This window comes from Micromonospora sp. WMMD987 (genome assembly GCF_029581435.1).
Lineage (GTDB): Bacteria > Actinomycetota > Actinomycetes > Mycobacteriales > Micromonosporaceae > Micromonospora > Micromonospora rifamycinica.
In genome coordinates, this window is the sequence record NZ_CP120861.1 from 3,224,679 (window position 1) to 3,244,864 (window position 20,186).

Consider the following 20,186-nt stretch of genomic DNA (forward strand, 5'->3'; position numbering starts at 1 on the left):
CCCCCGGAGCAGGCCGATGCGTGTCCTCCACGTCAACAAGTTCCTCTACCGGCGCGGCGGTGCCGAGGGCTACCTGCTCGACGTCGCCGAGCTGCAACGGGGCGACGGCGACGAGGTGGCCTTCTTCGGCATGACCCACCCGGACAACGACGCCCCCACCCCGTACGCCCGGCACTTCCCGTCCCACGTGGAGCTGGACCCGACGCCGCGCGGCGCGGGCGCCCGGGCGGCGGTGGCGGCCCGGATGATCTGGTCACCGGCCAGCCGGCGGGGCCTGGCCCGGGTGCTCGACGAGTTCCGGCCCGACGTGGTCCACCTGCACAACATCTACCACCAGCTCTCCCCGTCGGTGCTGGCCGCGGTGCGGGCGGCCCGGGTGCCGGCGGTGATGACCCTGCACGACTACAAGCTGGCCTGTCCCAGCTACCAGATGCTCGACCGGGGAGCGGTCTGCGACGCCTGCGTGACCGCAGGGCCGCTGCGGGCGGCCCGCCGCCGCTGCAAGGACGGTTCGTTGGGGGCCAGCTCGCTGCTCGCCGTCGAGTCCTGGCTGCACCGCACCACCCGGGCGTACGGGCCGGTGCAGGCGTTCGTCAGCCCCAGCCGGTTCCTGGCCGACGTGATGCGCCGGGCCGGTGTCTTCCCCGACCGGATGCACGTGGTGTCGCACTTCGTCGACGTCGCCGCGATGGCGGTGAAGCCGGCACCCGGCGGCCCGGTGGTCTTCGCCGGTCGACTGGCTCCGGAGAAGGGCGTCGACGTGCTGATCGAGGCGCTCACCCGGCTACCCGACGACGTCGTGCTGGAGGTGGCCGGCGACGGTCCGGCCCGCGACGGGCTGGCCGAGCTGGCCCGGCGGTGGGCCCCCGGCCGGGTCCGCTTCCACGGTCGGCTGGACAAGGCCCGGCTGCACGAGCTGGTCCGCTCGGCGACGGTGGTGGCGGTGCCGTCGCGGTGGAACGAGAACCAGCCGATGGCGGTGCTGGAGGCGTATGGCTGCGGGGTGCCGGTGGTCGCCTCCGACCTGGGCGGACTGCCGGAGCTGGTCACCGGTGGGGTGGACGGCGAGGTGGTGCCCGCCGACGATCCGGCGGCGCTGGCCGCCGGGCTGGGCCGGGTGCTGGCCGATCCGGCGCGGGCGTACCGGATGGGGCGGGCCGGGCGGGCGCGGGTGGAGCGGGACTTCTCCCCGCAGGCGCACCTGGACCGGCTGCGGGAGGTCTACGCGACCGCCGCGCGGGCCGTGCGGGAGCCGGCGTGAACCGCCCGGTGCGGGTGCTCTACCTGGCCGGCAGCGGACGCAGCGGCAGCACCCTGGTCACCACCGTGCTCGGCCAGTACGCCGGGGTCTTCGCCGCCGGCGAGCTGCGCTACCTGTGGCAGCGCGGCGAGGTGGAGAACCGGCCCTGTGGCTGTGGACTGCCCCTGCGGGACTGCCCGCTCTGGAGTGCGGTGCGCCGGGAACTGCCGACGGACCGGGCCGCCGCGATCGCCGCCGGGCTGCGCGGCCGGCTCCGGATGCGTGGCCTGCCCGCGCTGCTGCGCCGGCACCGGCGGGGCCGACGGCCGGTGCCCGCGCACCCCGACGACGCGGCGCTGGCCGACCTGTACGCGGCCGTGGCCCGGCACACCGGGGCGCGGGTGGTGGTCGACTCGTCCAAGCTGCCCCCGTACGGTGCGCTGATCGGCGCGCTGCCCGGCATCGAGCTGCGGGTGCTGCACGTGGTCCGCGACCCCCGGGCGACCGCGTTCTCCTGGCGTCGCCGCCGGGGCCTGGACGGTGCCGCCGACCCGGAGCTGATGAGCCGGCCACCGGTGTGGAAGGCGGCCCTGCTCTGGCTGGTCTGGAACGCCGTGACCGTCCGGCTGTGGGGTGGTCGCGCGCCGGAGGGCTACCTGCGGGTGCGCTACGAGGACCTGACCGCCGATCCGGAGCCGACGCTGCGCCGGATCCTCGGGTTCGCCGGGGTCGACGCCGACGGTGGCCCGTTCACCGGTCCGGCGACGGTCCGGCTGTCGCCGACGCACTCGGTGGCCGGCAACCCGTCCCGGCACCGCACCGGTCCGGTGCCGGTCACCGCTGACGTGCAGTGGCGGCGTGACCTGTCCCGCTGGTCGTACGCGCTGGTCACCGGGCTGACCGCGCCGGGGCTGCGCCGGTTCGGCTACCCGTGGCGTCGGGGCGGTCCGGCGGCGGCCGGCGGGTCGGCGGGATCCGGGCGGTCGGCCGCCGGCCGGTCGGTGGCGGTCGGGCAAGAGGAGGGCTGAGGGATGTTGGCGGTGGTGGTGGGCACCGGGCGGTGCGGCTCGACCCTGGTGCAGGAACTGCTGTCCCGGCATCCCGGGGTGGGATTCGTCTCCGGCGTCGATGACAAGCTGTCCCGGCTCAACCTCGCCGGCCGGTTCAACGGGCCGCTGTACCGGCGGTCCGCACCCCGCCCGGCCGGGATGACCTCGTTGCGGCACAGCCGCCGGCTGCTGGAGAAGGGACGGCTGCGGGTCGCCCCGTCCGAGGCGTACCACCTGCTGGACCGGCATGTGGTGGCCGGTTTCTCCCGGCCGTGCCGGGACCTGACCGCCGAGGACCTCACCCCCTACCTGCGGCGTCGGCTGCGCGCCTTCTTCGACGCCCGGATCGAACGGCAGGGCTGCCGGCTGCTGCTGCACCACGTGACCGGGTGGCCGCGTACCGGCTTCCTGCGGGCCGGCTACCCCGGGCTGCGGGTGGTCAACGTGGTGCGCGACGGTCGGGCGGTGACCAACTCCTGGCTCCAGATGGGCTGGTGGGACGGCTGGCGCGGACCGGAGAACTGGTTCCTCGGGCCGCTGCCGACCGACCTGCGCCGGGAGTGGGAGGAGTACGACCGGTCGTTCCCGGTGCTCGCCGCCCTCGGCTGGAAGATGCTGATGGACCGGTTCGCCGAGGCCCGCGCCGCGCATCCCGAGGGGCAGTGGCTCGACGTACGCTACGAGGACCTGCTGGCCGACCCGCGCGCCGAGGTGGCCCGGATGCTCGACTTCCTCGACCTGGACTGGTCGCCGGCGTTCGAGAAGGGGTTCGGGCGGTACCGGTTCCACGCCGGTCGACGGGCCGCGTACCAGGACGAGTTGGGGGCCGACCAGCTCGCCGCCGTCGAACGGGTGTTGGACAAGCCGCTGCGGCAGTGGAGCTACCGGGACTGACCGCCGGGTGGCCGGTCCGGCCCCGCCGTGCCGTGTCGTGGTCGGTCCGGCCCTGCCAGGGGTGCCGTCGCCGGTCCGGCTCTGCCCCGGCGTGCCGTCGGCGGGGCACGGGCGGCCGGGGTGCCGGACCCGGCGGGGGCAAAGTTCCTACAGGTGCAGGTGGTCGTGACGGTCGGTCGGCCCATAACGTGCGCGGTCTCGCCGAGTTTCAAGGGAGACCGCATGGCTGGAATGGGAATGCCCCTCCGCGCCGGGGTGGCCGTACTGTCCGCGCTGGCGCTCGCCGCCGTGGGCGCGGCGCCACCGGCGGTGGCGGCACCGGACGCACCGACGATCGTGGTCCAGGACGGGGTCACCCAGCCGGTGTTCGGCTACGCCGACGCCATCCGGGAGCGCCTGTTCATCGACTCCACCTTCGACAGCGACAACGACGGCCTGCGCGACATCATCGCGTTCGACCTGATGCGACCGGCGGCCACCGCGAACGGGCTCAAGGTGCCGGTGATCATGGACGCCAGCCCGTACTACTCGACGGTCTGCCGGGGCAACGAGTCCGAGTGCAAGGCCGACCTGGACGGCGACGGCCTGCTCGACAAGTGGCCGCTGTTCTACGACAACTACTTCGTGCCGCGCGGTTACGCGGTGATCCTGCTCGACATGGTGGGCACCAACAACTCCACCGGTTGCCCCACCACCAACGCCAACCAGGACAACCTCAGCGCCAAGCAGGCGATCAACTGGCTCAACGGCCGGGCCACCGCCCGCAACGCCGCCGGCCAGGTGGTCACCGCCGACTGGCACAACGGCAAGTCGGGCATGATCGGCAAGTCGTACGACGGCTCGCTGGCCATGGCGACGGCGGTGACCGGCGTCAAGGGCCTGACCACGGTGGTGCCGATCAGCGGCCCCACCGAGTACTACGACTACGTGCGCAGCAACGGGGTGGTCACCCGGGGCAACAGCTACGTGGCGTCGCTGGCCAACACGGTGACCAACCCGGAGCGGCGGGAGTACTGCAAGCCGGTGCGGGACGCGATGGCCGCCGCCGACGGCGACGAGACCGGTGACTACACCGCCTTCTGGAACGAGCGCAGCTACGTCAAGAAGGTCCCGAACATGACCGCCAGCGTGCTGCTCTACCACGGCCTCAACGACGACAACGTCCGCGCGGACCACTTCAGCAAGTTCTGGTACGCCCTGGCGGAGAACAACGTCCAGCGCAAGCTGTGGCTGTCCCAGGAGGGGCACGTCGACCCGTTCGACTCGCGGCGCGCGGTGTGGGTGTCCACCCTGCACCGGTGGTTCGACTTCTGGCTGCACGGGATCGCCAACGGCATCATGGACGAACCCCGGGTGGACCTGGAGCGGACCGCCGACGTGTGGGAGACGCACGCCGACTGGCCGATCCCCGGCAAGGCCGACACCGAGGTGTTCCTCCAGCCCGGCACCACCGGGGCCGGCGGCCTGAGGCTGGTGCCGACCGCCAAGCCCACCACCGGCGCGTTCCAGGACAGCCGGACCCAGAGCCAGAACACCATGATCCTCAACCCGGACACGGTGCAGCCGAACCGGCTGGCGTTCCTGTCCGCGCCGCTGACCGCGCCGCTGCACATCTCGGGCACGCCGACGGTGCAGCTGCGGGCCTCGGCCGACCAGACCGACACCAACTTCGGGGCGATCCTGGTCGACTACGGCACCGACGAGCGGGTGGCGCACCGGGCCTCCGGCGAGGGCATCGTCACCCTGGCCACCGAGGACTGCTGGGGGTTGAACAGCCCGACCGACGACGGCTGCTACAAGCAGACCGCCAAGCGGGTCGCCACCGCCGACTACGAGCTGGTCACCAAGGGCATCATGGACGCCCAGAACCGGCAGTCGATCCGGACCGCCGTGCCGCTGGTGGTGGGGGAGTCGTACAACTTCACCTTCCCGCTGCTGCCGGAGGACTACGTGTTCAAGCCGGGCCACCGGATCGGCGTGATCATCGTGGCCAGCTACCCGCAGTACTCCAGCCAGGCGGACACCACCGCCGCGAACATCCAGGTCGCCCTGAAGAGCAGCAAGATCGTTCTTCCGGTGGTCGGCGGCACCCCCGCCGCCCACGCGGCAGGTCTCTGACCGCTGCCGGGGTGGCCGCCGCAGCACCGCTGCGGCGGCCACCCCGGCCCGGTCACCCGACGGTGCAGGGGGTGCCGTTGAGCACGAAACCGGTGGGCGGGACGTTCGGGCCGCTGTAGGCCCCGACGAAGCCGGCGGTGGTGCCGCCACCGGCGGCGATCCGCCGGTTGTCGTCGGTGCTGACGACCGTCACGGTACGCCCGGTCTGCGTCCAGGTGCCGCTCCAGCCGCTGCTGACCTGCTGCCAGCCGGTGGGCCAGCTCCAGGTCAACGTCCAGCCGTCGACCGGGTTCGCCCCGTTGTTGACGATCTCGACGTTGCCGACCCAGCCGTTGCCCCAGTCGCTGGCGGTGGTGAGCCGGACGGTGCAGCCGCTGTCGGCGGGGCCGGCGGTGGTGAAGGTGACCGGCGACGACGACCAGGACACCTTCCCGGCGGTGTCCCGGGTCAGCACGTTGAGCGTGTACCGGGTGCCGGGGACGAGGTTGTCCACGGTGAACGAGGTGCCGGCCGTCTCGCCGAGCTGCTCGCTGACCGTACCGTTCTGCCGGTACACCTCGTACTTGGCGATCGGGGCGCCCTTCGGCGGGGCCGGCGACCAGGAGATCGTCGCCGACCGGTCGGTGACCCCGCTCGCGGTCGGCCGCCCCGGCGGGGCGGGGTGCGCGGTGACCGGGGACGAGGGCCGCAGCACCAGCGTGGTCAGGGAGTACGCCGGCAGCGTCGCGCCGCCCGCGCTGCCGGACTGCCCGGTGACCACGCCGGACGCCCCGTTGGTCAGCGAGTACGTCGTCGGCGCGGCGTCCGACGGGGTGAAGCCGGCGTAGTCGATGGTGACCGGTCGGGCGTTGGCCGGGTCCTTGTTGACCAGCAGCACCGCGAGATCCCCGTCGACCCGCCGCACGGCGTGCGCGGTGACCAGCGGCTCGTCGGTGGCGGCCCGGACGAACTGGTCACCCGGCCGGGCGAACAGATTCATCATCGACAGCCCGTGGTACGGCGCGAACGGGGTGTTCAACGGCGGCTCGCAGACCGCGTTGTCGGCGGTGCACCCGCCACTGGACAGCAGCCCGAAGTCGCCGTAGTCGGTCTGTCCGGCGACCTCGGTGACGGTGCCGATGCCGTTGTGCACGTTCCACCACTGGACCGTGAACACGCCGTTCTCCAGCAGGTCGCTGTAGGCGTCGGCGAGGAACAGCGCACCCGGCTGGGTGTTCTGGCCGGTGCCGACGTTCAGCTCGGTGAAACTGATGCCGATCCGGCCGGCGTTCGGGCCGGCGTACCGGGCGAGCTGGTCGCGCAGCAGGTGGGCGGCCTCGTCGATGTGCGCCGTGCGGGCCAGCGACTCGGCGGCGGTGCCACCCGGGTACCAGTGCACGTCCACGAAGTCGATCTTCGGGCCGGCGATGGAGAGCACGGTCCGGTTCCACGGGCCCGGGTCACTGCCGGCGGTGATCCCGTCCGGCCAGTTGCCCGGCATGGTGAGCACCGCGCCGACCTTGATCGTGGGGTCGACCGCCTTCATCGCGTCGGCGTAGTCGACCACCAGCCGGGCGTACTGGCTGGCGCTCTTGTCGGGGTGGTCGTCGGCCTCCCAGGCCGACCCGTAGTGGCCGTTGCCGTAGTTCTCGTTGCCGACCGTCCACCACTTCGCGCCGTACCCCTTGGTGACGTTGGCGTAGCGCACCCAGTCGGCGGCCTCGGCGGGGGTGCCGGTGCCGTAGTTCGCGATGATCATCGGCTGTGCGCCGACCCGTCGGGCGGCGGCCATGAAGGTGTCGAAGTCGGTGTTCGGGGCGACGTACCCACCGGGCGCGGTGTGGTCGCGCCAGTGGTAGATGTCGGCGTACGAGCCGCCCGGGTAGCGCATCATCCGTACCCCGGCGGCCTTGAGCAGGTCGGACGTCTCGTTCGTGCCGAGCTGGGAGTCCCAGATGGCATGGTTGACGCCCAACGCGGTGTCCGGCACGGTGGCCAGTCCGGCGTTGGCGTTGACGGTCACGGCCACCGGGTCCGCCGCCGCGTCGGCGGGCGACGGGCCGGTGACGGCGAGCCCACCGGTGGCGAGCAGCAGGCTCGCGGCGAGCGCCGTCCAACGCCCCCGGTCGCGGCGCGACAGGCGCGACGACGGGGCGGAAACTCTGTTCATACGGGGTTCCTTCGGGGGTCACCACAGCACACCGCCCGGCCGTTCGGGGTTGCGTCGCCCACGAGGAGCGTCGATACGGCGGGCGGGACTGGTGGACGGGAGTGCTGGCGTCGTTCCGTCGTGCTCGTCGCCGTCCCCCGGAAACCCAGCGGCCCCCGGTTGCCCTGGACGACTGTCAGCCCCACGCGCGGCACGTCATCGACGCATCAGAATCCCACGACGATCGTGGCGAATTCAAGGCGCTCCCCGGACCGCCGGGCCGGTACGGCTCACCGCCGGGCGGCCACCCTCGTCGCGACCCCGGCCGCCCGGACCACCGCGGCCATCCGGCGGGGCCGGGAGACGACCGCCGGCCGGGTACGCAGGCAGTCGCGCACCACGTCGGCGGCCCGCTCCACACTGAGCAGCATCGGCGTGACCGGCGACTTCGCCATCTTGGTGTCGACGAACCCGAACCGCACCACGGTCACCCGCACCCCGTGCGGACGCAGCGCGCCGCGCAGCCCCACCAGGTACGACGTCAACCCGGCCTTGGCGGCGGCGTACCCGGGGGCCTGGGCCGACGGGGCGGCGTCGGCGAGGCTGGACAGGCCCACCAGGTGACCGCCGCCTCCGGCCACCATCGCCGGCACGACCACCTCCACGGTGCGCGCCGCACCGATCAGGTTGACCTCCAGCGCCCGGGTCTGCGCCGCCAGGTCACCGAGGTCGAAGAACTCGCCGACCCCCGCCGCGTAGACGCACACGTCCAGCCCGCCGAGCCGGTCGACCGCCCCGGCCAGCACCGTGCGGTAGGTGTCGCCGGTGACGTCGGCGACGTGGTGGGTGTACCCGGGGGCGGTCAGGTCGCTGCCGCTGCGGGACACCCCGGTGACGGTCCAGCCGGCCGCCACCAGTTGCCGGGTGAGGGCCAGCCCGACGCCGTCGCTGTTGCCCACCACGACCGCCCGTCGCCCCTGCGTGTCCATGCCCCGGACTCTAGACACCACCGTCCGGCCCCGACGCGACGCCACCCCGCCCACCGGCTCGGTGGACGGGGTGGCGGGGGAGCGGCGACCGTCAGGGCTGGCCCTGGTAGATCTCGTCGTCGGCACCCCGGACGAACAGCCGCACCAGACCGCCGTAGACGCTGCCCGCCGGGGCGGAGATCGTCTGGCCGGGGCCGTCGACCGTGCTCCAGCCCGTCCACGCGCCGGAGTCCTGGAGGTACCAGGCGGTGCGCACGTCGTCGCCGCCGGTACGGACGAAGACGTGCAGCCCGCCTCCGTAGACCAGGGCGGCCGGCGCGGACGCGGCACGCGCGGTGCCGGGCACGTCGCTCCACCCCGACCAGGCGGCGGTGGACAGCGAGTACCGGTTGGCGCGCACGTTGCCGTTCGTGCCCCGGACGAAGACGTGCAGGTATCCGCCGTAGATGGCGGCGGACGGGGCCGAGTTGGCACCGGTCGGGCCGGCGAGGGTCGCCCAGCCGGACCAGGCGGCGCTGTCCAGCGTGTACTGGTTGGTGCGGACCTTGCCGTTCGCGCCCCGGACGAACAGGTGCAGTTGGCCACCGTAGACGGTGGCGGACGGGGCCGACGACGCGGACGTGGTGCCGGGCACCGTGCTCCAGCCGGACCAGGTGCCGGTGTCCAGGGCGTACCGGTTGGTGCGGACCTTCTGGTCGGACTGCACGAAGACGTGCAGCTCCCCGCCGTAGACGGCGGCCGCCGGTGCCGAGTTCGCCGCGGCGTCACCGGGGACGGTGGACCAGCCGGACCAGGAGTCGGGGTTGGTGTCGTACCGGTTGACCCGCACCTGACCGTCGGGGCCCTGCACGAAGACGTGCAGCTCACCGCCGTAGGTGGCGGTGGCCGGCGCGGACCGGGCCTGTGCCGTGCCCGGCACCGGCGTCCAGCCCGCCGCCCGGGCGGCCGGGGGCCGGGCGGTCGCGGAGGCGACGCCCGTGGCGGAGCCCGCCGGGTGGCTGCCCGTGGGCACGGCGGCGGCGGGGGTGGCGACGAGCGTGACCGCGCCCAGGCCGAGAGCGAACGCGGGCAACCGGTGCCGCACCAGTTTCATCGATAGAGTCAGACGCATAGACGCTCCCTTGTGGACGCTCGGTGGTGACGACGGCACGGTCGGCTCGCGGCTGGTCCACCGGGCTGCGCACCGCCGCCCGTCCCGGCGCGGCCGGCGACCCCGGCCCGCGACCCCGGGCGACCCCCCGTCACCGTCACCCTATCGATCCGCCCGCACCCCCACATCCACCGAACCACCCCACCCCGCCCGTCCGCGCGGCAACCGGCCCGACCGGCCGGCCGGGGAAGGGGGAGCGGCGGTGATCAGGAGGTTGACGTCATCCGGATCGGCTCCGGTGCCGGCAACCTCCTGATCACCGCCAGTTGACCACCGTCAGTGGGTGCGGTCAGACGACCGCGCAGGGGGTGTCGTTGAGGGTGAAGAAGGCCGGTTTCGCGGTGTTGCCGGTGTGGTCGGCCTGGAAGCCGATGCTCACCGAGGCGCCCGGCGCGATCGTGCCGTTGTAGGAGACGTTGCGGGCGACGACCGTCCCGCTGGTCGGCGAGTACGTCGCGTTCCACCCGCTGGTGATGCTCTGCCCGGCGGGCAGGGTGAACGTCAGGCTCCAACCGTTGACCGTCGTGCCGCTGGTATTGGTGATCGTGACGGCCGTGGTCAGGCCGGTGTTCCAGGCGTTGACCGTGTAACCGACCTGGCAGCCGGCACCCGGGCCGGGCGTGGTGGGCGTCGGCGGGAACGGCGTGGGCGGCGTGGTGGTCGGCACCGGCGGCGTCGTCGTGGGCGGCGGCGCAGTGGTGGTGGGCGGCGGGGTGGTCGGGGGCGGGGTGGTCGGCGGAGCCGTGGTCGGGGGCGGGGTGGTGGTCGGCGGGGCGTCCAGGCCGAAGAAGCGGATCGCCTGCGCGGCGTCGACCGGCAGGTTGTGCGTGACGCCCTGCATGCTGATCGCCTCGACCGGCGCGGTGCCGCCGCTACCGCCGTACCGGGTGCGGGTGTAGCCGGCCTTCGGGGTGTCGGTGAACGTCGGCGTCTGGCTCAGCCCCTGGACGTTCGTCCACTGCTTGACCTCCTCGCCGAAGTTCGGATACCGCAGCGTCTCGTCGTTGGTGCCGTGCCACAACTGCATCCGGGGCCGCTTGCCGGTGTACCCCGGGTAGGCGTTGCGGACCAGGTCACCCCACTGCTGGGCGGACTTGATGACCTGCCCGTTGGCGCACTGGCTGTTCCACTCCGAGCCGTCGGTGGTGGCGAAGCAGCCGAACGGCACCCCGGCGAAGGCCGCGCCCGCCGCGAACACGTCCGGGTAGTCGCCGAGCAGCACATTGGTCATCATCGCCCCGGACGAGGTGCCGGTGGCGAAGATCCGGTTCGGGTCGACGGGGTACCGGGCCCGGACGTAGTCGATCATCGACTTGATGCCCACCGGGTCGCTGCCCCCGTCACGGCGCAGCGCCTGCGGGGAGGAGACGTCGAAGCACTTGCTGCTGCGGGTCACCGACGGATAGATGACGATGTAGCCGTACCGGTCGGCCAGGGCGGCGTACTGGGTGCCGGAGTAGAACGCCGGGCCGCTGCCGGTGCAGTAGTGCACCGCCACCACCAGGCCCGGACGGGCCGCCACGGTGTTCGGCACGTACAGGTACATCTGCAGGTTGCTGGGGTTGGCGCCGAAGTTCGTCACCTGGGTCAGCGTCGCCGCCGAGGCCGGGGTCGGGGCGGCGATCGCCGCCAGTGCGGTGAGCGCGGCGGCGACCAGGGCGGTGCCGAGGAGTCGGATCCTGGATCTCATCAACGGGTTCCTCCGGAGGATCACGGACATGCGAGACTGTCGATCGAGGCTGCCCGGCGCTCGATCATGTCCGGCTCAGGAACATCCATGAGTATCGTTAGCCGCTCGTCGGCTTGGCAAGGCGGGCCGTTCCGCCGGAACTTCCGGTTCGGCAGGGCGGTTCGTCCCACCGGAACGTCCGGCTCGGCAGGGCTGGCCGTCCCACCGGAACTTCCGGTCGCCGACGGGCCTGGCCGCCGACGCCCGGTGGGTCCGGGCCGGTGGATAATGGCCGGCATGCGTGGTCCTGCGATGACGGACGTCGCCCGCCTGGCGGGAGTCTCCCACCAGACGGTTTCCCGGGTGCTCAACGACCATCCCAACGTCCGGGAACAGACCCGGGTCCGGGTCCGGGCGGCGATCGCCGAGCTGGGCTACCGACCGAACCGGGCGGCCCGGGCGCTGGTCACCGGCCGGTCCCAGCTCATCGGGGTGGTGGCCCAGAACAGCACCCTGTACGGTCCGGCGTCGCTGCTGGCGGCCCTGGAGCAGGCCGCGGCGTCGGCCGGCTTCGCGGTCAGCGTGGGCAGTGTCAGCACGCTCGACCGGCGGTCCATCTCCGCCGCCGTGGAGCGGCACCTCGACCACCGGGTCGCCGGCATCGTGGTGATCGCCCCGGTGGCCTCGGCCGACGAGGCGCTCGACCACCTCCCGCACGGTGTGCCGCTGGTCACCGTCGACGGCGACCCGGCCCGCGAGGCGGCGTTGGTCACCGTCGACCAGGCGGCGGGTGCCGGGCTGGCCACCCGGCATCTGTTGGACGCCGGGCACCGTACCGTCTGGCACGTCTCCGGTCCGGCGGACTGGTTCGACAGCGCCGGGCGGGTCGAGGGCTGGCGGGCCGCGCTGCGGGCGGCCGGCGCCGAGGTGCCGCCGGTGCTGGCAGCCGACTGGAGCGCGGCCTCCGGCTACCGGTGTGGGCAGATGCTGGCCCGGATGCCCGAGGTGACGGCGGTCTTCGCGGCGAACGACCATCTCGCGCTGGGGGTGTTGCGGGCGTTGAGCGAGCGCGGGCGTCGGGTGCCGGACGAGATCAGCGTCGTCGGCTTCGACGACGTGCCGGAGGCGGGGTACTTCATCCCGCCGCTGACCACCGTGCGACCGGACTTCGACGCGGTGGCCCGCGCCGGCCTGGCGATGCTGCTGCGACAGATCGAGGACGGCCCGGGGACGGTGGAGCGGTACACCATCGCCCCGACCCTGGTCCACCGGGCCAGCGTCGCCCCTCCCCCCACCTGAGCCCCGGTTGCCTCTGCCCGCGCGCGACTGGCGCTGATCAAGAGGTTTGCGGCACCTGATCTCCGGCAAACGTCTTGATCACCAGGGGTGGGCGGGGCGGAGGACGGCCCGTGGTGGCGCGGTGCGGGCGGTCATGGGCGTGGCCACGTCTCGAGGGCGGTCACCACGCTGTCGATCGTCCGGTCGTAGCTGCGTTCGAGATCGGCGGCGAGCTTGAAGGCGCCGGCGGTCTCCAGGCTGACGAAGCCGTGGATGGCGGCGCGCAGGAAACGCGTGGCGTCGATCGCGTCGTCGCCGACGAGGTGGAAGCCGGCCAGGACCGGGTAGATCACCTGGAGCGCGCCGGCGCTCGCCCGCTGGTCCTCGGCGTCGTCGGGCTCGGGCGCACGGATGGTCATCGGGTACTGCATCGGGTTCTCCCGCGCCCATGCCCGGTAGGCGGCGGCCAGGCTGCGGACCGCGTCGGCGCGGGCGCGGCCGATGCAGGCCTGGGCGAGCGCCGCCGCCAGCCTCTCCTTCGCCCGCACCATGATGCCCCGGCGGAGCCCGGGCAGGCCGTCGACGTGCTTGTAGAGGGACGGGACGCGGACGCCGAGGCTCTCGGCGAGCGCGGCGAGGGTCAGCTCGTCGGCGGGCTGGGCCTCGAGGAGCCGGGCGCCCCGCTCGATGACGACCTCGGTGGTGAGACCCGCCCTAGGCACCCGGGTGCGCCTTGGCGAGGAAGTCCAGCACCGCCCGGGTGGTCAGCTCGGGTTGCTGGGCGTGCGGGTAGTGGCCGGCGTCGGGCACCATCATCACCTCACCGTGCAGCGTCTCGCCGATCCACGCCGCCTCGGCCGCCGGGTCCTTGAAGTCGGGATCCCGGTCACCCATGACGACGAGCACCGGCGTGTCCACCTCGACCAGGCGTGCCTCGGCGAACGCGTGGTCGGTCTGCCGGGCGGTCTGCGAGAAGGCTCTGCCGTAACCGGGCTGGCGGAGCCGGTCGACGACGGCCGCCCGGTAGGCGGCGAAGTCGGCGGGTTTGGCGCCGGCGTAGAGGGAGGGCATGTAGGCCTTCCAGACGGTGGCCACCCAGAGCGGCGACGTCATCAGGTGGAACAGGCTCCGCATCCCCGGGGGCAGCGTGGGGTTGCGCACGAACGGGCCGACCAGGACGAGGCCGGCGATCTGCCCGGGGTGGTCGGCGGCGGCGATGACACCCGCCCCCGCGGCGAGGGAGTTGCCGACCACGACCGCCGGCCGGCCGAGCTCGGTGATCAGCGCGCTGATGTCGGAGGCCGTCTCGGGACCGCCGTAGGAGGTGAAGGTGGTGTCGCTGTCGCCGTGGCCCCGCAGGTCGGTGGTGGCCACGGTGTAACCGGCGGCGACCAGGGCGGGGGTCAGGAAACGGTACGAACTGCGTAGCTCTGCCATTCCGGGCACGAGGATCACGAGGGGGCCGCTGCCCTGGACGTCGTACGCGATGCGGCCCTCCTCTCGGTGCAGGAAGCGGGTCGTCGACGGGGAGGTGTGCTGGGGTGCGGTCATGCAGCTAGCTTAGCTAGGCAAAAAGCTAATGACAATAGCTTTTGTGGCCCCCGACGGGTGCCCACCGCTAGGAGGTGGTCCCCCTCGGCCGTCGCAGGCCGGATTACCCCTGGTCGACGCCGATACGCACGCCGGAGGGAGGGGCCGGCGGCACCGCCCGGTGCCCCCGACCCGTCGCCGCTGCGGGTCCTCAGCTGTCGGGGCGGCCGGCGTCCCGCACCGGACGGACCTCGACCAGGCCGAAACGGGCCTCGGGTATCCGGGCGGCCTGCCCGACCGCCCGCGCGAGGGTGTCGCACTCGACGAGGTAGATGCCGGCGAGGTGCGGCTCGGCACCGGGGAGCGGGCCGTCGGCGGTCGCCGTCCGACCGTCGCTGACCAGTACCCGCTTGGCCTGGTCAGGTGCGGCGAGCGCCTCGGCGACGATCAGCTCGCCCGTCGCGGTGAGGTCCTGCACCAGGGCGGCGTGCGCCCGGACACCCGCCTCGCGCTCCGTGTCGGACATGTCCTTCCAGGCGTCGCGGGTCTGCTGGTCGTGACTGATCATGATCAGGTATTTCATGGCGTCCTCCCGACGGCTCGACGACTTTCATCGGGATGTCGAGACCGCCGGGCCGCTTTCGACATCCGGTCCCGCAATGACACGCGCCGGTTCACCCCGGCTCGTGGGCGGGGCCTCGGCGGCGGAGGGGGTCAGGCCGCGCCCCCGGTGGGAGGGCGAGGAAGGTCGGGTTGCCGGGCCGCGCGTAGGCGCAGGAACCGCTGCTCCGGCACGCTGAGCGTCGCCTGGGCGGCCGACAGGTAGCACCGCCGGGCCGCCGCCCGGTCGCCGACCAGGTCGAGCAGGTGTGCCCGGACGACCTGCGTCCGGTGGTTGCCCACGAGTCCATGATCGGCCTGGGCGGCGGTCAGCTCCGCGAGCGCGACCTCCGGCCCGTCCACCATGGCGAGCGCGACGATCCGGTTCAGGGTGACCATCGGGCCGGGCGCGATATGCCGAAGCAGGTTGTAGAGACCGAGGAGTTGTGGCCAGTCGGTGTCCTCGGCCCGGGGTGCCTCGTCGTGCACCGCCGCGATCGCAGCCTGAAGCTGGTACGGCCCGACCCGCGCGTCCGCCAGGGTGCGGGTGATCAACGCGACGCCCTCGGCGATGGCCGACCGGTCCCACCGGGACCGGTCCTGCTCGGCCAGCGGGACGAGTGACCCGTCCGGCCGGGTCCGCGCCGGCCGCCGGGCGTCGGTGAGCAGCATCAGCGCCAGCAGGCCGGTGACCTCCGGGTCGTCGGGCAGCCGCCGGTGCAGCTGCCGGGTCAGCCGGATCGCTTCGCTGGTGAGTTCGACCCGGGTCAACGCCGGCCCCGAGCTGGCCGTGTGCCCCTCGTTGAAGATCAGGTAGAGCACCTCCAGCACGGCGGCCACCCGTGCCGGGTGGTCCCCGGCGGCGGGTGGCCGGAACTCCGCGCCACCGACCCGGATCCGCTGCTTGGCCCGGCTGATCCGTTGGGCCACCGTCGACTCGGGCACCAGGAAGGCACGGGCGATCTCGGCGGTGCTCAGGCCTCCGACCGCCCGCAGGGTGAGCGCCACCTGGGAGGCCCGGCTCAGCGACGGATGGCAGCAGAGCAGCAGCACCGTCAGCGTGTCGTCCACCGCACAGACCGGTTCCGGCCCCGGACCGGTCAGGGCGGCCACCGTGCGCTCCCGGCGTCGGCGGGCGGCGTCGGTACGCCACGCCTCCGTCCAGCGGCGGGCGGCAACCGTGGTCAGCCAACCCCGGGGGTTCGCCGGCAGCCCCTCCCGTGGCCACTGCACCGCCGCCGCCAGCATGGCCTCCTGGAGAGCGTCCTCGCAGGTCTCGAAGCTGCCGTACCGGCGCACCAGGGTGGCGAGCACCTGCGGCGCGTGGACGCGCAACAGGTCCTCGACGGCCGGTGTGCCGGTCACGCGTCCGGTCGCTCGTCGCCGCGGACCGGCCGCACCTCGACCAGGCCGAACCGCGCCTCGGGCACCCGGGCGGCGTACGCCACCGCCTGCCCGATGCTGTCGCACTCCACCAGGTAGAAGCCGGCGAGATGCTCCTTCACCTCGGGAAAGGGGCCGTCGGTGGCGATGGTGCGGCCCCGGTCGACCCGCACCCGGCGGGCCGTGCCCGGGTCGGCCAACGCCTCGGCGGCACGCAGCGCACCGGAGTCGGCCAGTTCCTCGAGCAGGGCGGTGTGGGCCTGGACGCCCTGCTGCCGTTCGGCGTCGGACAGCCCCTGCCACACCTCGCGGGCCTGCTCGTTGTGGCTGATGAGGATCAGATACTTCACCGCACCTCCAGAGGTCAGGGTGATTGTCCCAGCACCGCAGGGGCGGAGGTGGCCGGTCGTGTCCCCGCGTCAGGAACCCCTGCCGTCCCCGGCACCAGACCCGAGTGACCCGACGGCCCCGCCCCGAGGGTTCGATGTCGGAAGTGCGATACCTGGCCGCCGGCCGTCGCCATGCGGCGACCTAGCCGTTGACCTGGGCAACGACGAAGGTGCGCCCGGCCCCGGACCGGTCTGACGACGAACGGGTGTCCGGCCGGGGGCCACGACGGAAGGTGTCTCGACATGGGGGACGCGACGACCGACAGCCCCGACGGGACGCCCCCGTCCGCTCCCCGCCGCCCCGGCGGCAGCCGGCCGGCCGAGACGGTCCGGAGCCCCTCCGCCCTCGACGCCTGGGGCCGGGCCAACCGGCGCGGACAGTGCGACTGGTCGGACCCGGACGCCGAGCCGCACCTCATCCGTGGTCTGGACTGAACCGCGCCGGACCGGGTGCGGAGCGTCCCTGGGCGGGCCGGCGGGGGAGCCTGCCGCCCCGGGTGCGGGCCGTTCCCGGGTGGCCCCGGCGGACGGGAGCGTGGTCAGGCCGCCCGCCGGTCGCGGGCCTGCGCGCCGTACGGCTGGGCAGCCATCCGGCGCGGCTCGTCGACCTCGTCGAGCCGCAGCCGCCACCGGGACCGGCCGGTGCGTCGCCCCTGCGGCGGGCCGGCCGGACGCGGGCCGAGCCGGAACAGCAGCACCGTGATCAGGTAGCCGCCGACCAGGAACCCGTGGCTGACCAGCCGGGGCACCGCCACCTGCGCGGTGACCAGGTCGTTGACCGACAGCAGGACCAGGGTGGCGACGAAGGCGCTGAGCATCGGCAGCAACCCGGCCGGCGGGGTACGGCGCAGGGCGACGAACAGGAAGCCGGCGCCGACCGCCACGTTCCACGCGGCCGACTCGTGCCACAGGTGCTGCCCGGTCGGGTGCAGGTGGTCGGCGTTGACCCCCTGTCCCACCTGGGCCAGGCCGAGGGCCAGCTGGACCGCGCCGAGCAGCCCCAGCGCCCCCCGCAGGCCGTTGGTCAGACCACCGCGCCACCGGTCGGCGAGCCGTCGGCGGGGTGGCGGCACGGTGGCGAGGATCGTCTCGGTCAGGTCGGGCACCGCCTCCACCACCCGGGTACGGGCCCGCCGGGTCACCATGGCGGCGACCTCGTGCCACGCCCGGCAGTCCGCGCAGCCGTCCAGGTGGGCCTGGACGGCCGTCCGCTCCTCGGCGGTCTCCTCCCCGTCGAGCTGGGCCGACAGGATCTCCCGCCACGATTCGCACCGCATCCGGCGATTGTCGCTCATCAGGGCCGCCCGTCGGCGCAGCGTTCCGAGAGGGCGTAGCGCACCAGCACCACATCGCCGATCTGGCGTACCTCGGCGATCCTGGCCCGGCGACCCGGGTGCCACGGGAACGCCCCGTCGCCGACGAACCGGGGAGCCCGCCGGTCCCCGACGAAGAACGGCGCGACCACCAGGTGCAGTTCGTCGGCGAGACCGGCGGTGAGGAACTGGGCGTGCACCGACGCGCCGCCCTCCACCATCAGCCGTCCCACCCCCCGGCCGGCGAGGTCCGCCAGGGCCCGGGCCGGGTCCAGCGGGTCGCCCGCGTCGACCACGGTGGCCAGCCCGGCCAGCAGTGCGGTGGTCTTGTCCACCGCCGCGGTGGCGCAGTAGACGATCTTGTCGGCATCGCCGACGGTGAAGAACCGGGCCGTCGGGTCGAGCAGTCCCCGGGCGGTCAGGGTCACCTTGACCGGTGACGGCGGCAGTCCGGCGGCCTGCCGGGCGGCCCGCAGCCGGGCCGAGCGGACCACCAGCCGGGGGTCGTCGGCCCGGATCGTGCCCGCGCCGACCAGGATCGCGTCGCAGCCGGCCCGGACGGCGTCGATGCGGTCCATGTCCTCCGCGTTGGACAGCAACAGCCGCTGCTCGGTGGCATCGTCGATGTACCCGTCGATCGAGGTGGCGCAACTGAGCAGCACGTACGGCCGCCCGGTCGAGGCTCCGACGGCGGTGTCCGCCGTCCGGGCCGGCACGACACCCATCTCAGTTCAACGACGGCAGGTCGACGGCCCGGCCCGCGGCCCGGCTCGCCTTCGCCGCCAGGTAGTCGGCGTTGGCGGGGGACAGGAACACCCCGGTCGGCACCACCTCGGCCACCGACACACCCAGCCGGGTCAACTGCTCGGCCTTGTCCGGGTTGCTGCTCAACAGCACCAGCTCCGGCACCCCCAGCACCGCCAGCATCTGCGCGGCGGCCCGGTAGTCGCGCTCGTCCTCGTCGTGCCCGAGCGCCACGTTGGCCTGGTAGGTGTCCAGCCCGGCGTCCTGGAGGGCGTACGCGTCCAGCTTGGGGTAGAGGCCGATGCCGCGCCCCTCCTGGCGCAGGTAGAGCAGGAAGCCGCCCGCCTCGGTGATCCGCTGGACCGCCTCGCGCAGCTGCGGTCCGCAGTCGCAGCGTTGGCTGCCGAAGACGTCCCCGGTCAGGCACTCGCTGTGCGGGCGGACCAGTGGCGCGGTCCCGCCCGCCGCGTGCCGACGCAGGGCGCCCGCCCAGTCGCCCAGCCCGAACGCCAGGTGCTCCCGACCGTCCACCAGCCCGTCGAACGAGAAGACCCGGGCCGTGGTGGCGTACCCGTCGGGGAACCGCAGCGGCACCGTGACCTGTGTCCGGACGGTCGCTGTCGGCAGTGCTTCGTACATGTGTCTCCTCCGTCAGGCGCTGCCGGCCAGCCCGGCAGCGGGTACCGGTGAGGAACCACCCTGGGTTCCCACCGTACGGTCACCCGCCCGTGTGCGCAGTGCGGACGGGCGACCCCGCAGCACCAGCACAGCGGCCCCCGGCAGTGCGGCGACCAGCACCAGCGCCCCGTACACCAGGGCGGTCGCCACGCCCTCGGCCGCGCCCAGGCCCGCCGCCCCGAACGCCCACGCGGCGACGCCCTCGCGCGGGCCGAAACCCGCCACGTTGGCGGGCAGCGCCATCGCCAGCAACGCCAGCAGGGTCAGCGGCACCAGCACCGTCAACGGCGCGGTGACCCCGGCCACCCGGGCCGCCAGCACGAACGTCGCCAGATGGCAGCCGACCACCGCCGTCGAGGCGAGCAGCACCCCCGGGCCGGTGCGCCGGCCGAGCAGCCCGGCCCGCACGTCGGCGGCGGCGGCCCGCACCGCCCGGGCCCGCCGCGACGGCCCCGACCGGGGCAGCGCCCGGACCAGCACCGCCAGCACCAGGCCGACCGCCACCGTCACCGCGACCGCCACCGGCAGGTAGGGCCGCACCGGCGACGGTAGCGCGATCAGCAGCACCGCGGCCAACAGCACCTGCACCACCTGCCCGGCGGCCCGCTCCCAGACCACCGCCCGGACGGCCCGACCCAGGTCACCGGCCTCCCGGCCGTGCCGCACCGCCCGGTGCACGTCCCCGAGCACCCCACCGGGCAGCGTCGCGTTCAGGAAGACCGCCCGGTAGCAGTCGGCCACCGCCGTGCCCAGCGGCAGCCGGATGCCGAGCCCTCCGGCGACCAACCGCCACCGCCACGCGCAGCCGAGGGTGGCCAGCGCCCCCAGCACCAACGCGGTCAGCACCGCGGGCGTGTCGATCCGGCGCAGCCCGGCCAGCGCCGGGCCGGTGCCCAGCCACCACAGCAGCACCGCGACCAGGCCCACCCCGCCGAGATTGCTCACCCAGGCCCAGGCCGGGTTCCCGCGAGCGCGGGTGGACGGTGTGCCGGTGGCCTGGGGTGACACGCGGTTCCTCCTCGGAAAGATCTCGT

General features: G+C 73.8%; 19 protein-coding genes. 6 read left to right on the forward strand and 13 right to left on the reverse strand.

Translation table 11 applies throughout. From position 1 onward, the window contains the following. The first annotated feature begins 16 nt into the window (after positions 1 to 16). From O7612_RS13470 to O7612_RS13485, 4 genes are all read left to right on the forward strand, one after another. Positions 17 to 1,261, forward strand: coding sequence for a glycosyltransferase (locus tag O7612_RS13470; protein ID WP_282273576.1), 1,245 nt, complete (start codon positions 17 to 19; stop codon positions 1,259 to 1,261). Continuing rightward, complete coding sequence (locus O7612_RS13475) at positions 1,258 to 2,268, forward strand: sulfotransferase (protein WP_282273577.1); 1,011 nt, start codon at positions 1,258 to 1,260, stop codon at positions 2,266 to 2,268. Before O7612_RS13470 ends, O7612_RS13475 begins: the two co-directional genes overlap by 4 nt. A gap of 3 nt (positions 2,269 to 2,271) precedes the next feature. Further along, positions 2,272 to 3,183 (forward strand): sulfotransferase, encoded by a 912-nt coding sequence (locus O7612_RS13480; RefSeq protein WP_282273578.1) that lies wholly within the window; start codon positions 2,272 to 2,274, stop codon positions 3,181 to 3,183. A 222-nt stretch (positions 3,184 to 3,405) separates the two neighbouring features. Then, complete coding sequence (locus O7612_RS13485; RefSeq protein WP_282273579.1) at positions 3,406 to 5,301, forward strand: CocE/NonD family hydrolase; 1,896 nt, start codon at positions 3,406 to 3,408, stop codon at positions 5,299 to 5,301. 52 nt (positions 5,302 to 5,353) lie between these two features. Here the strand turns inward: O7612_RS13485 and O7612_RS13490 are convergent, their stop codons facing one another. The 4 genes from O7612_RS13490 to O7612_RS13505 all read right to left on the reverse strand — a co-directional run bounded on the left by O7612_RS13490 (position 5,354) and on the right by O7612_RS13505 (position 11,258). Further along, positions 5,354 to 7,450 (reverse strand): cellulose binding domain-containing protein, encoded by a 2,097-nt coding sequence (locus O7612_RS13490; RefSeq protein WP_282273580.1) that lies wholly within the window; start codon positions 7,448 to 7,450, stop codon positions 5,354 to 5,356. Positions 7,451 to 7,719: 269 nt separating this feature from the next. Further along, positions 7,720 to 8,418, reverse strand: coding sequence for an SDR family NAD(P)-dependent oxidoreductase (locus O7612_RS13495; protein WP_282273581.1), 699 nt, complete (start codon positions 8,416 to 8,418; stop codon positions 7,720 to 7,722). Positions 8,419 to 8,509: 91 nt separating this feature from the next. Continuing rightward, entirely contained in the window at positions 8,510 to 9,529 is a 1,020-nt protein-coding gene (locus tag O7612_RS13500) for a hypothetical protein (protein ID WP_282273582.1), read from the reverse strand. Positions 9,530 to 9,857: 328 nt separating this feature from the next. Beyond that, positions 9,858 to 11,258, reverse strand: a complete 1,401-nt coding sequence (locus O7612_RS13505) for a PHB depolymerase family esterase (RefSeq protein ID WP_282273583.1) — start codon at positions 11,256 to 11,258, stop codon at positions 9,858 to 9,860. Positions 11,259 to 11,534: 276 nt separating this feature from the next. Here O7612_RS13505 and O7612_RS13510 point away from each other — a divergent pair, with 276 nt between their 5' ends. Continuing rightward, the gene (locus tag O7612_RS13510) at positions 11,535 to 12,536 is read left to right on the forward strand and encodes a LacI family DNA-binding transcriptional regulator (protein ID WP_282273584.1); all 1,002 of its coding nucleotides are present in this window, start codon (positions 11,535 to 11,537) and stop codon (positions 12,534 to 12,536) included. Positions 12,537 to 12,667: 131 nt separating this feature from the next. Here O7612_RS13510 and O7612_RS13515 read toward each other — a convergent pair whose 3' ends face one another. The 5 genes from O7612_RS13515 to O7612_RS13535 all read right to left on the reverse strand — a co-directional run bounded on the left by O7612_RS13515 (position 12,668) and on the right by O7612_RS13535 (position 16,378). Next, positions 12,668 to 13,237, reverse strand: coding sequence for a TetR-like C-terminal domain-containing protein (locus O7612_RS13515; protein WP_282273585.1), 570 nt, complete (start codon positions 13,235 to 13,237; stop codon positions 12,668 to 12,670). Continuing rightward, positions 13,230 to 14,066, reverse strand: coding sequence for an alpha/beta hydrolase (locus O7612_RS13520; protein WP_282273586.1), 837 nt, complete (start codon positions 14,064 to 14,066; stop codon positions 13,230 to 13,232). The genes O7612_RS13515 and O7612_RS13520 overlap by 8 nt, the downstream gene beginning before the upstream one ends. Positions 14,067 to 14,256: 190 nt before the next feature. Further along, positions 14,257 to 14,628 (reverse strand): YciI family protein, encoded by a 372-nt coding sequence (locus O7612_RS13525; protein WP_282273587.1) that lies wholly within the window; start codon positions 14,626 to 14,628, stop codon positions 14,257 to 14,259. Between the two features lie 131 nt (positions 14,629 to 14,759). Next, positions 14,760 to 16,010: a DUF6596 domain-containing protein gene (locus tag O7612_RS13530; protein ID WP_282273588.1), complete on the reverse strand. Its 1,251-nt coding sequence runs from the start codon at positions 16,008 to 16,010 to the stop codon at positions 14,760 to 14,762. Next, complete coding sequence (locus tag O7612_RS13535; RefSeq protein WP_282273589.1) at positions 16,007 to 16,378, reverse strand: YciI family protein; 372 nt, start codon at positions 16,376 to 16,378, stop codon at positions 16,007 to 16,009. The genes O7612_RS13530 and O7612_RS13535 overlap by 4 nt, the downstream gene beginning before the upstream one ends. Positions 16,379 to 16,660: 282 nt before the next feature. On the opposite strand from O7612_RS13535, the gene O7612_RS13540 reads away from it, so the two are divergent. Next, positions 16,661 to 16,852 carry a hypothetical protein gene (locus O7612_RS13540; RefSeq protein WP_282273590.1) on the forward strand — a complete coding sequence of 64 codons (192 nt, stop codon included), beginning with the start codon at positions 16,661 to 16,663 and terminating at the stop codon, positions 16,850 to 16,852. A gap of 104 nt (positions 16,853 to 16,956) precedes the next feature. Here O7612_RS13540 and O7612_RS13545 read toward each other — a convergent pair whose 3' ends face one another. Genes O7612_RS13545 through O7612_RS13560 form a run of 4 tightly spaced genes read right to left on the reverse strand, consistent with a single transcriptional unit; the run spans position 16,957 to position 20,160 of the window. Continuing rightward, positions 16,957 to 17,712: a zf-HC2 domain-containing protein gene (locus tag O7612_RS13545; protein ID WP_282273591.1), complete on the reverse strand. Its 756-nt coding sequence runs from the start codon at positions 17,710 to 17,712 to the stop codon at positions 16,957 to 16,959. Continuing rightward, on the reverse strand, positions 17,712 to 18,446 hold the full coding sequence (locus O7612_RS13550; protein WP_282273592.1) for a dihydrofolate reductase family protein: 735 nt from the start codon (positions 18,444 to 18,446) through the stop codon (positions 17,712 to 17,714). The genes O7612_RS13545 and O7612_RS13550 overlap by 1 nt, the downstream gene beginning before the upstream one ends. A 10-nt stretch (positions 18,447 to 18,456) precedes the next feature. Next, the gene (gene ribA / locus O7612_RS13555) at positions 18,457 to 19,113 is read right to left on the reverse strand and encodes a GTP cyclohydrolase II (RefSeq protein WP_282273593.1); all 657 of its coding nucleotides are present in this window, start codon (positions 19,111 to 19,113) and stop codon (positions 18,457 to 18,459) included. Between the two features lie 12 nt (positions 19,114 to 19,125). Then, complete coding sequence (locus tag O7612_RS13560) at positions 19,126 to 20,160, reverse strand: lysylphosphatidylglycerol synthase domain-containing protein (protein WP_282273594.1); 1,035 nt, start codon at positions 20,158 to 20,160, stop codon at positions 19,126 to 19,128. Positions 20,161 to 20,186 lie beyond the last annotated feature (26 nt).

Bases quoted from the DNA above. Each gene is read 5' to 3' on its own strand.
- O7612_RS13500 (WP_282273582.1), bottom strand. From the start codon at position 9,529: ATGCGTCTGACTCTATCGATGAAACTGGTGCGGCACCGGTTGCCCGCG.
- O7612_RS13485 (WP_282273579.1), top strand. From the start codon at position 3,406: ATGGCTGGAATGGGAATGCCCCTCCGCGCCGGGGTGGCCGTACTGTCC.
- O7612_RS13505 (WP_282273583.1), bottom strand. From the start codon at position 11,258: ATGAGATCCAGGATCCGACTCCTCGGCACCGCCCTGGTCGCCGCCGCG.
- O7612_RS13470 (WP_282273576.1), top strand. From the start codon at position 17: ATGCGTGTCCTCCACGTCAACAAGTTCCTCTACCGGCGCGGCGGTGCC.
- O7612_RS13480 (WP_282273578.1), top strand. From the start codon at position 2,272: ATGTTGGCGGTGGTGGTGGGCACCGGGCGGTGCGGCTCGACCCTGGTG.
- O7612_RS13495 (WP_282273581.1), bottom strand. From the start codon at position 8,418: ATGGACACGCAGGGGCGACGGGCGGTCGTGGTGGGCAACAGCGACGGC.
- O7612_RS13545 (WP_282273591.1), bottom strand. From the start codon at position 17,712: ATGAGCGACAATCGCCGGATGCGGTGCGAATCGTGGCGGGAGATCCTG.
- O7612_RS13510 (WP_282273584.1), top strand. From the start codon at position 11,535: ATGCGTGGTCCTGCGATGACGGACGTCGCCCGCCTGGCGGGAGTCTCC.
- O7612_RS13490 (WP_282273580.1), bottom strand. From the start codon at position 7,450: ATGAACAGAGTTTCCGCCCCGTCGTCGCGCCTGTCGCGCCGCGACCGG.
- O7612_RS13540 (WP_282273590.1), top strand. From the start codon at position 16,661: ATGGGGGACGCGACGACCGACAGCCCCGACGGGACGCCCCCGTCCGCT.
- ribA (WP_282273593.1), bottom strand. From the start codon at position 19,113: ATGTACGAAGCACTGCCGACAGCGACCGTCCGGACACAGGTCACGGTG.
- O7612_RS13525 (WP_282273587.1), bottom strand. From the start codon at position 14,628: ATGAAATACCTGATCATGATCAGTCACGACCAGCAGACCCGCGACGCC.
- O7612_RS13520 (WP_282273586.1), bottom strand. From the start codon at position 14,066: ATGACCGCACCCCAGCACACCTCCCCGTCGACGACCCGCTTCCTGCAC.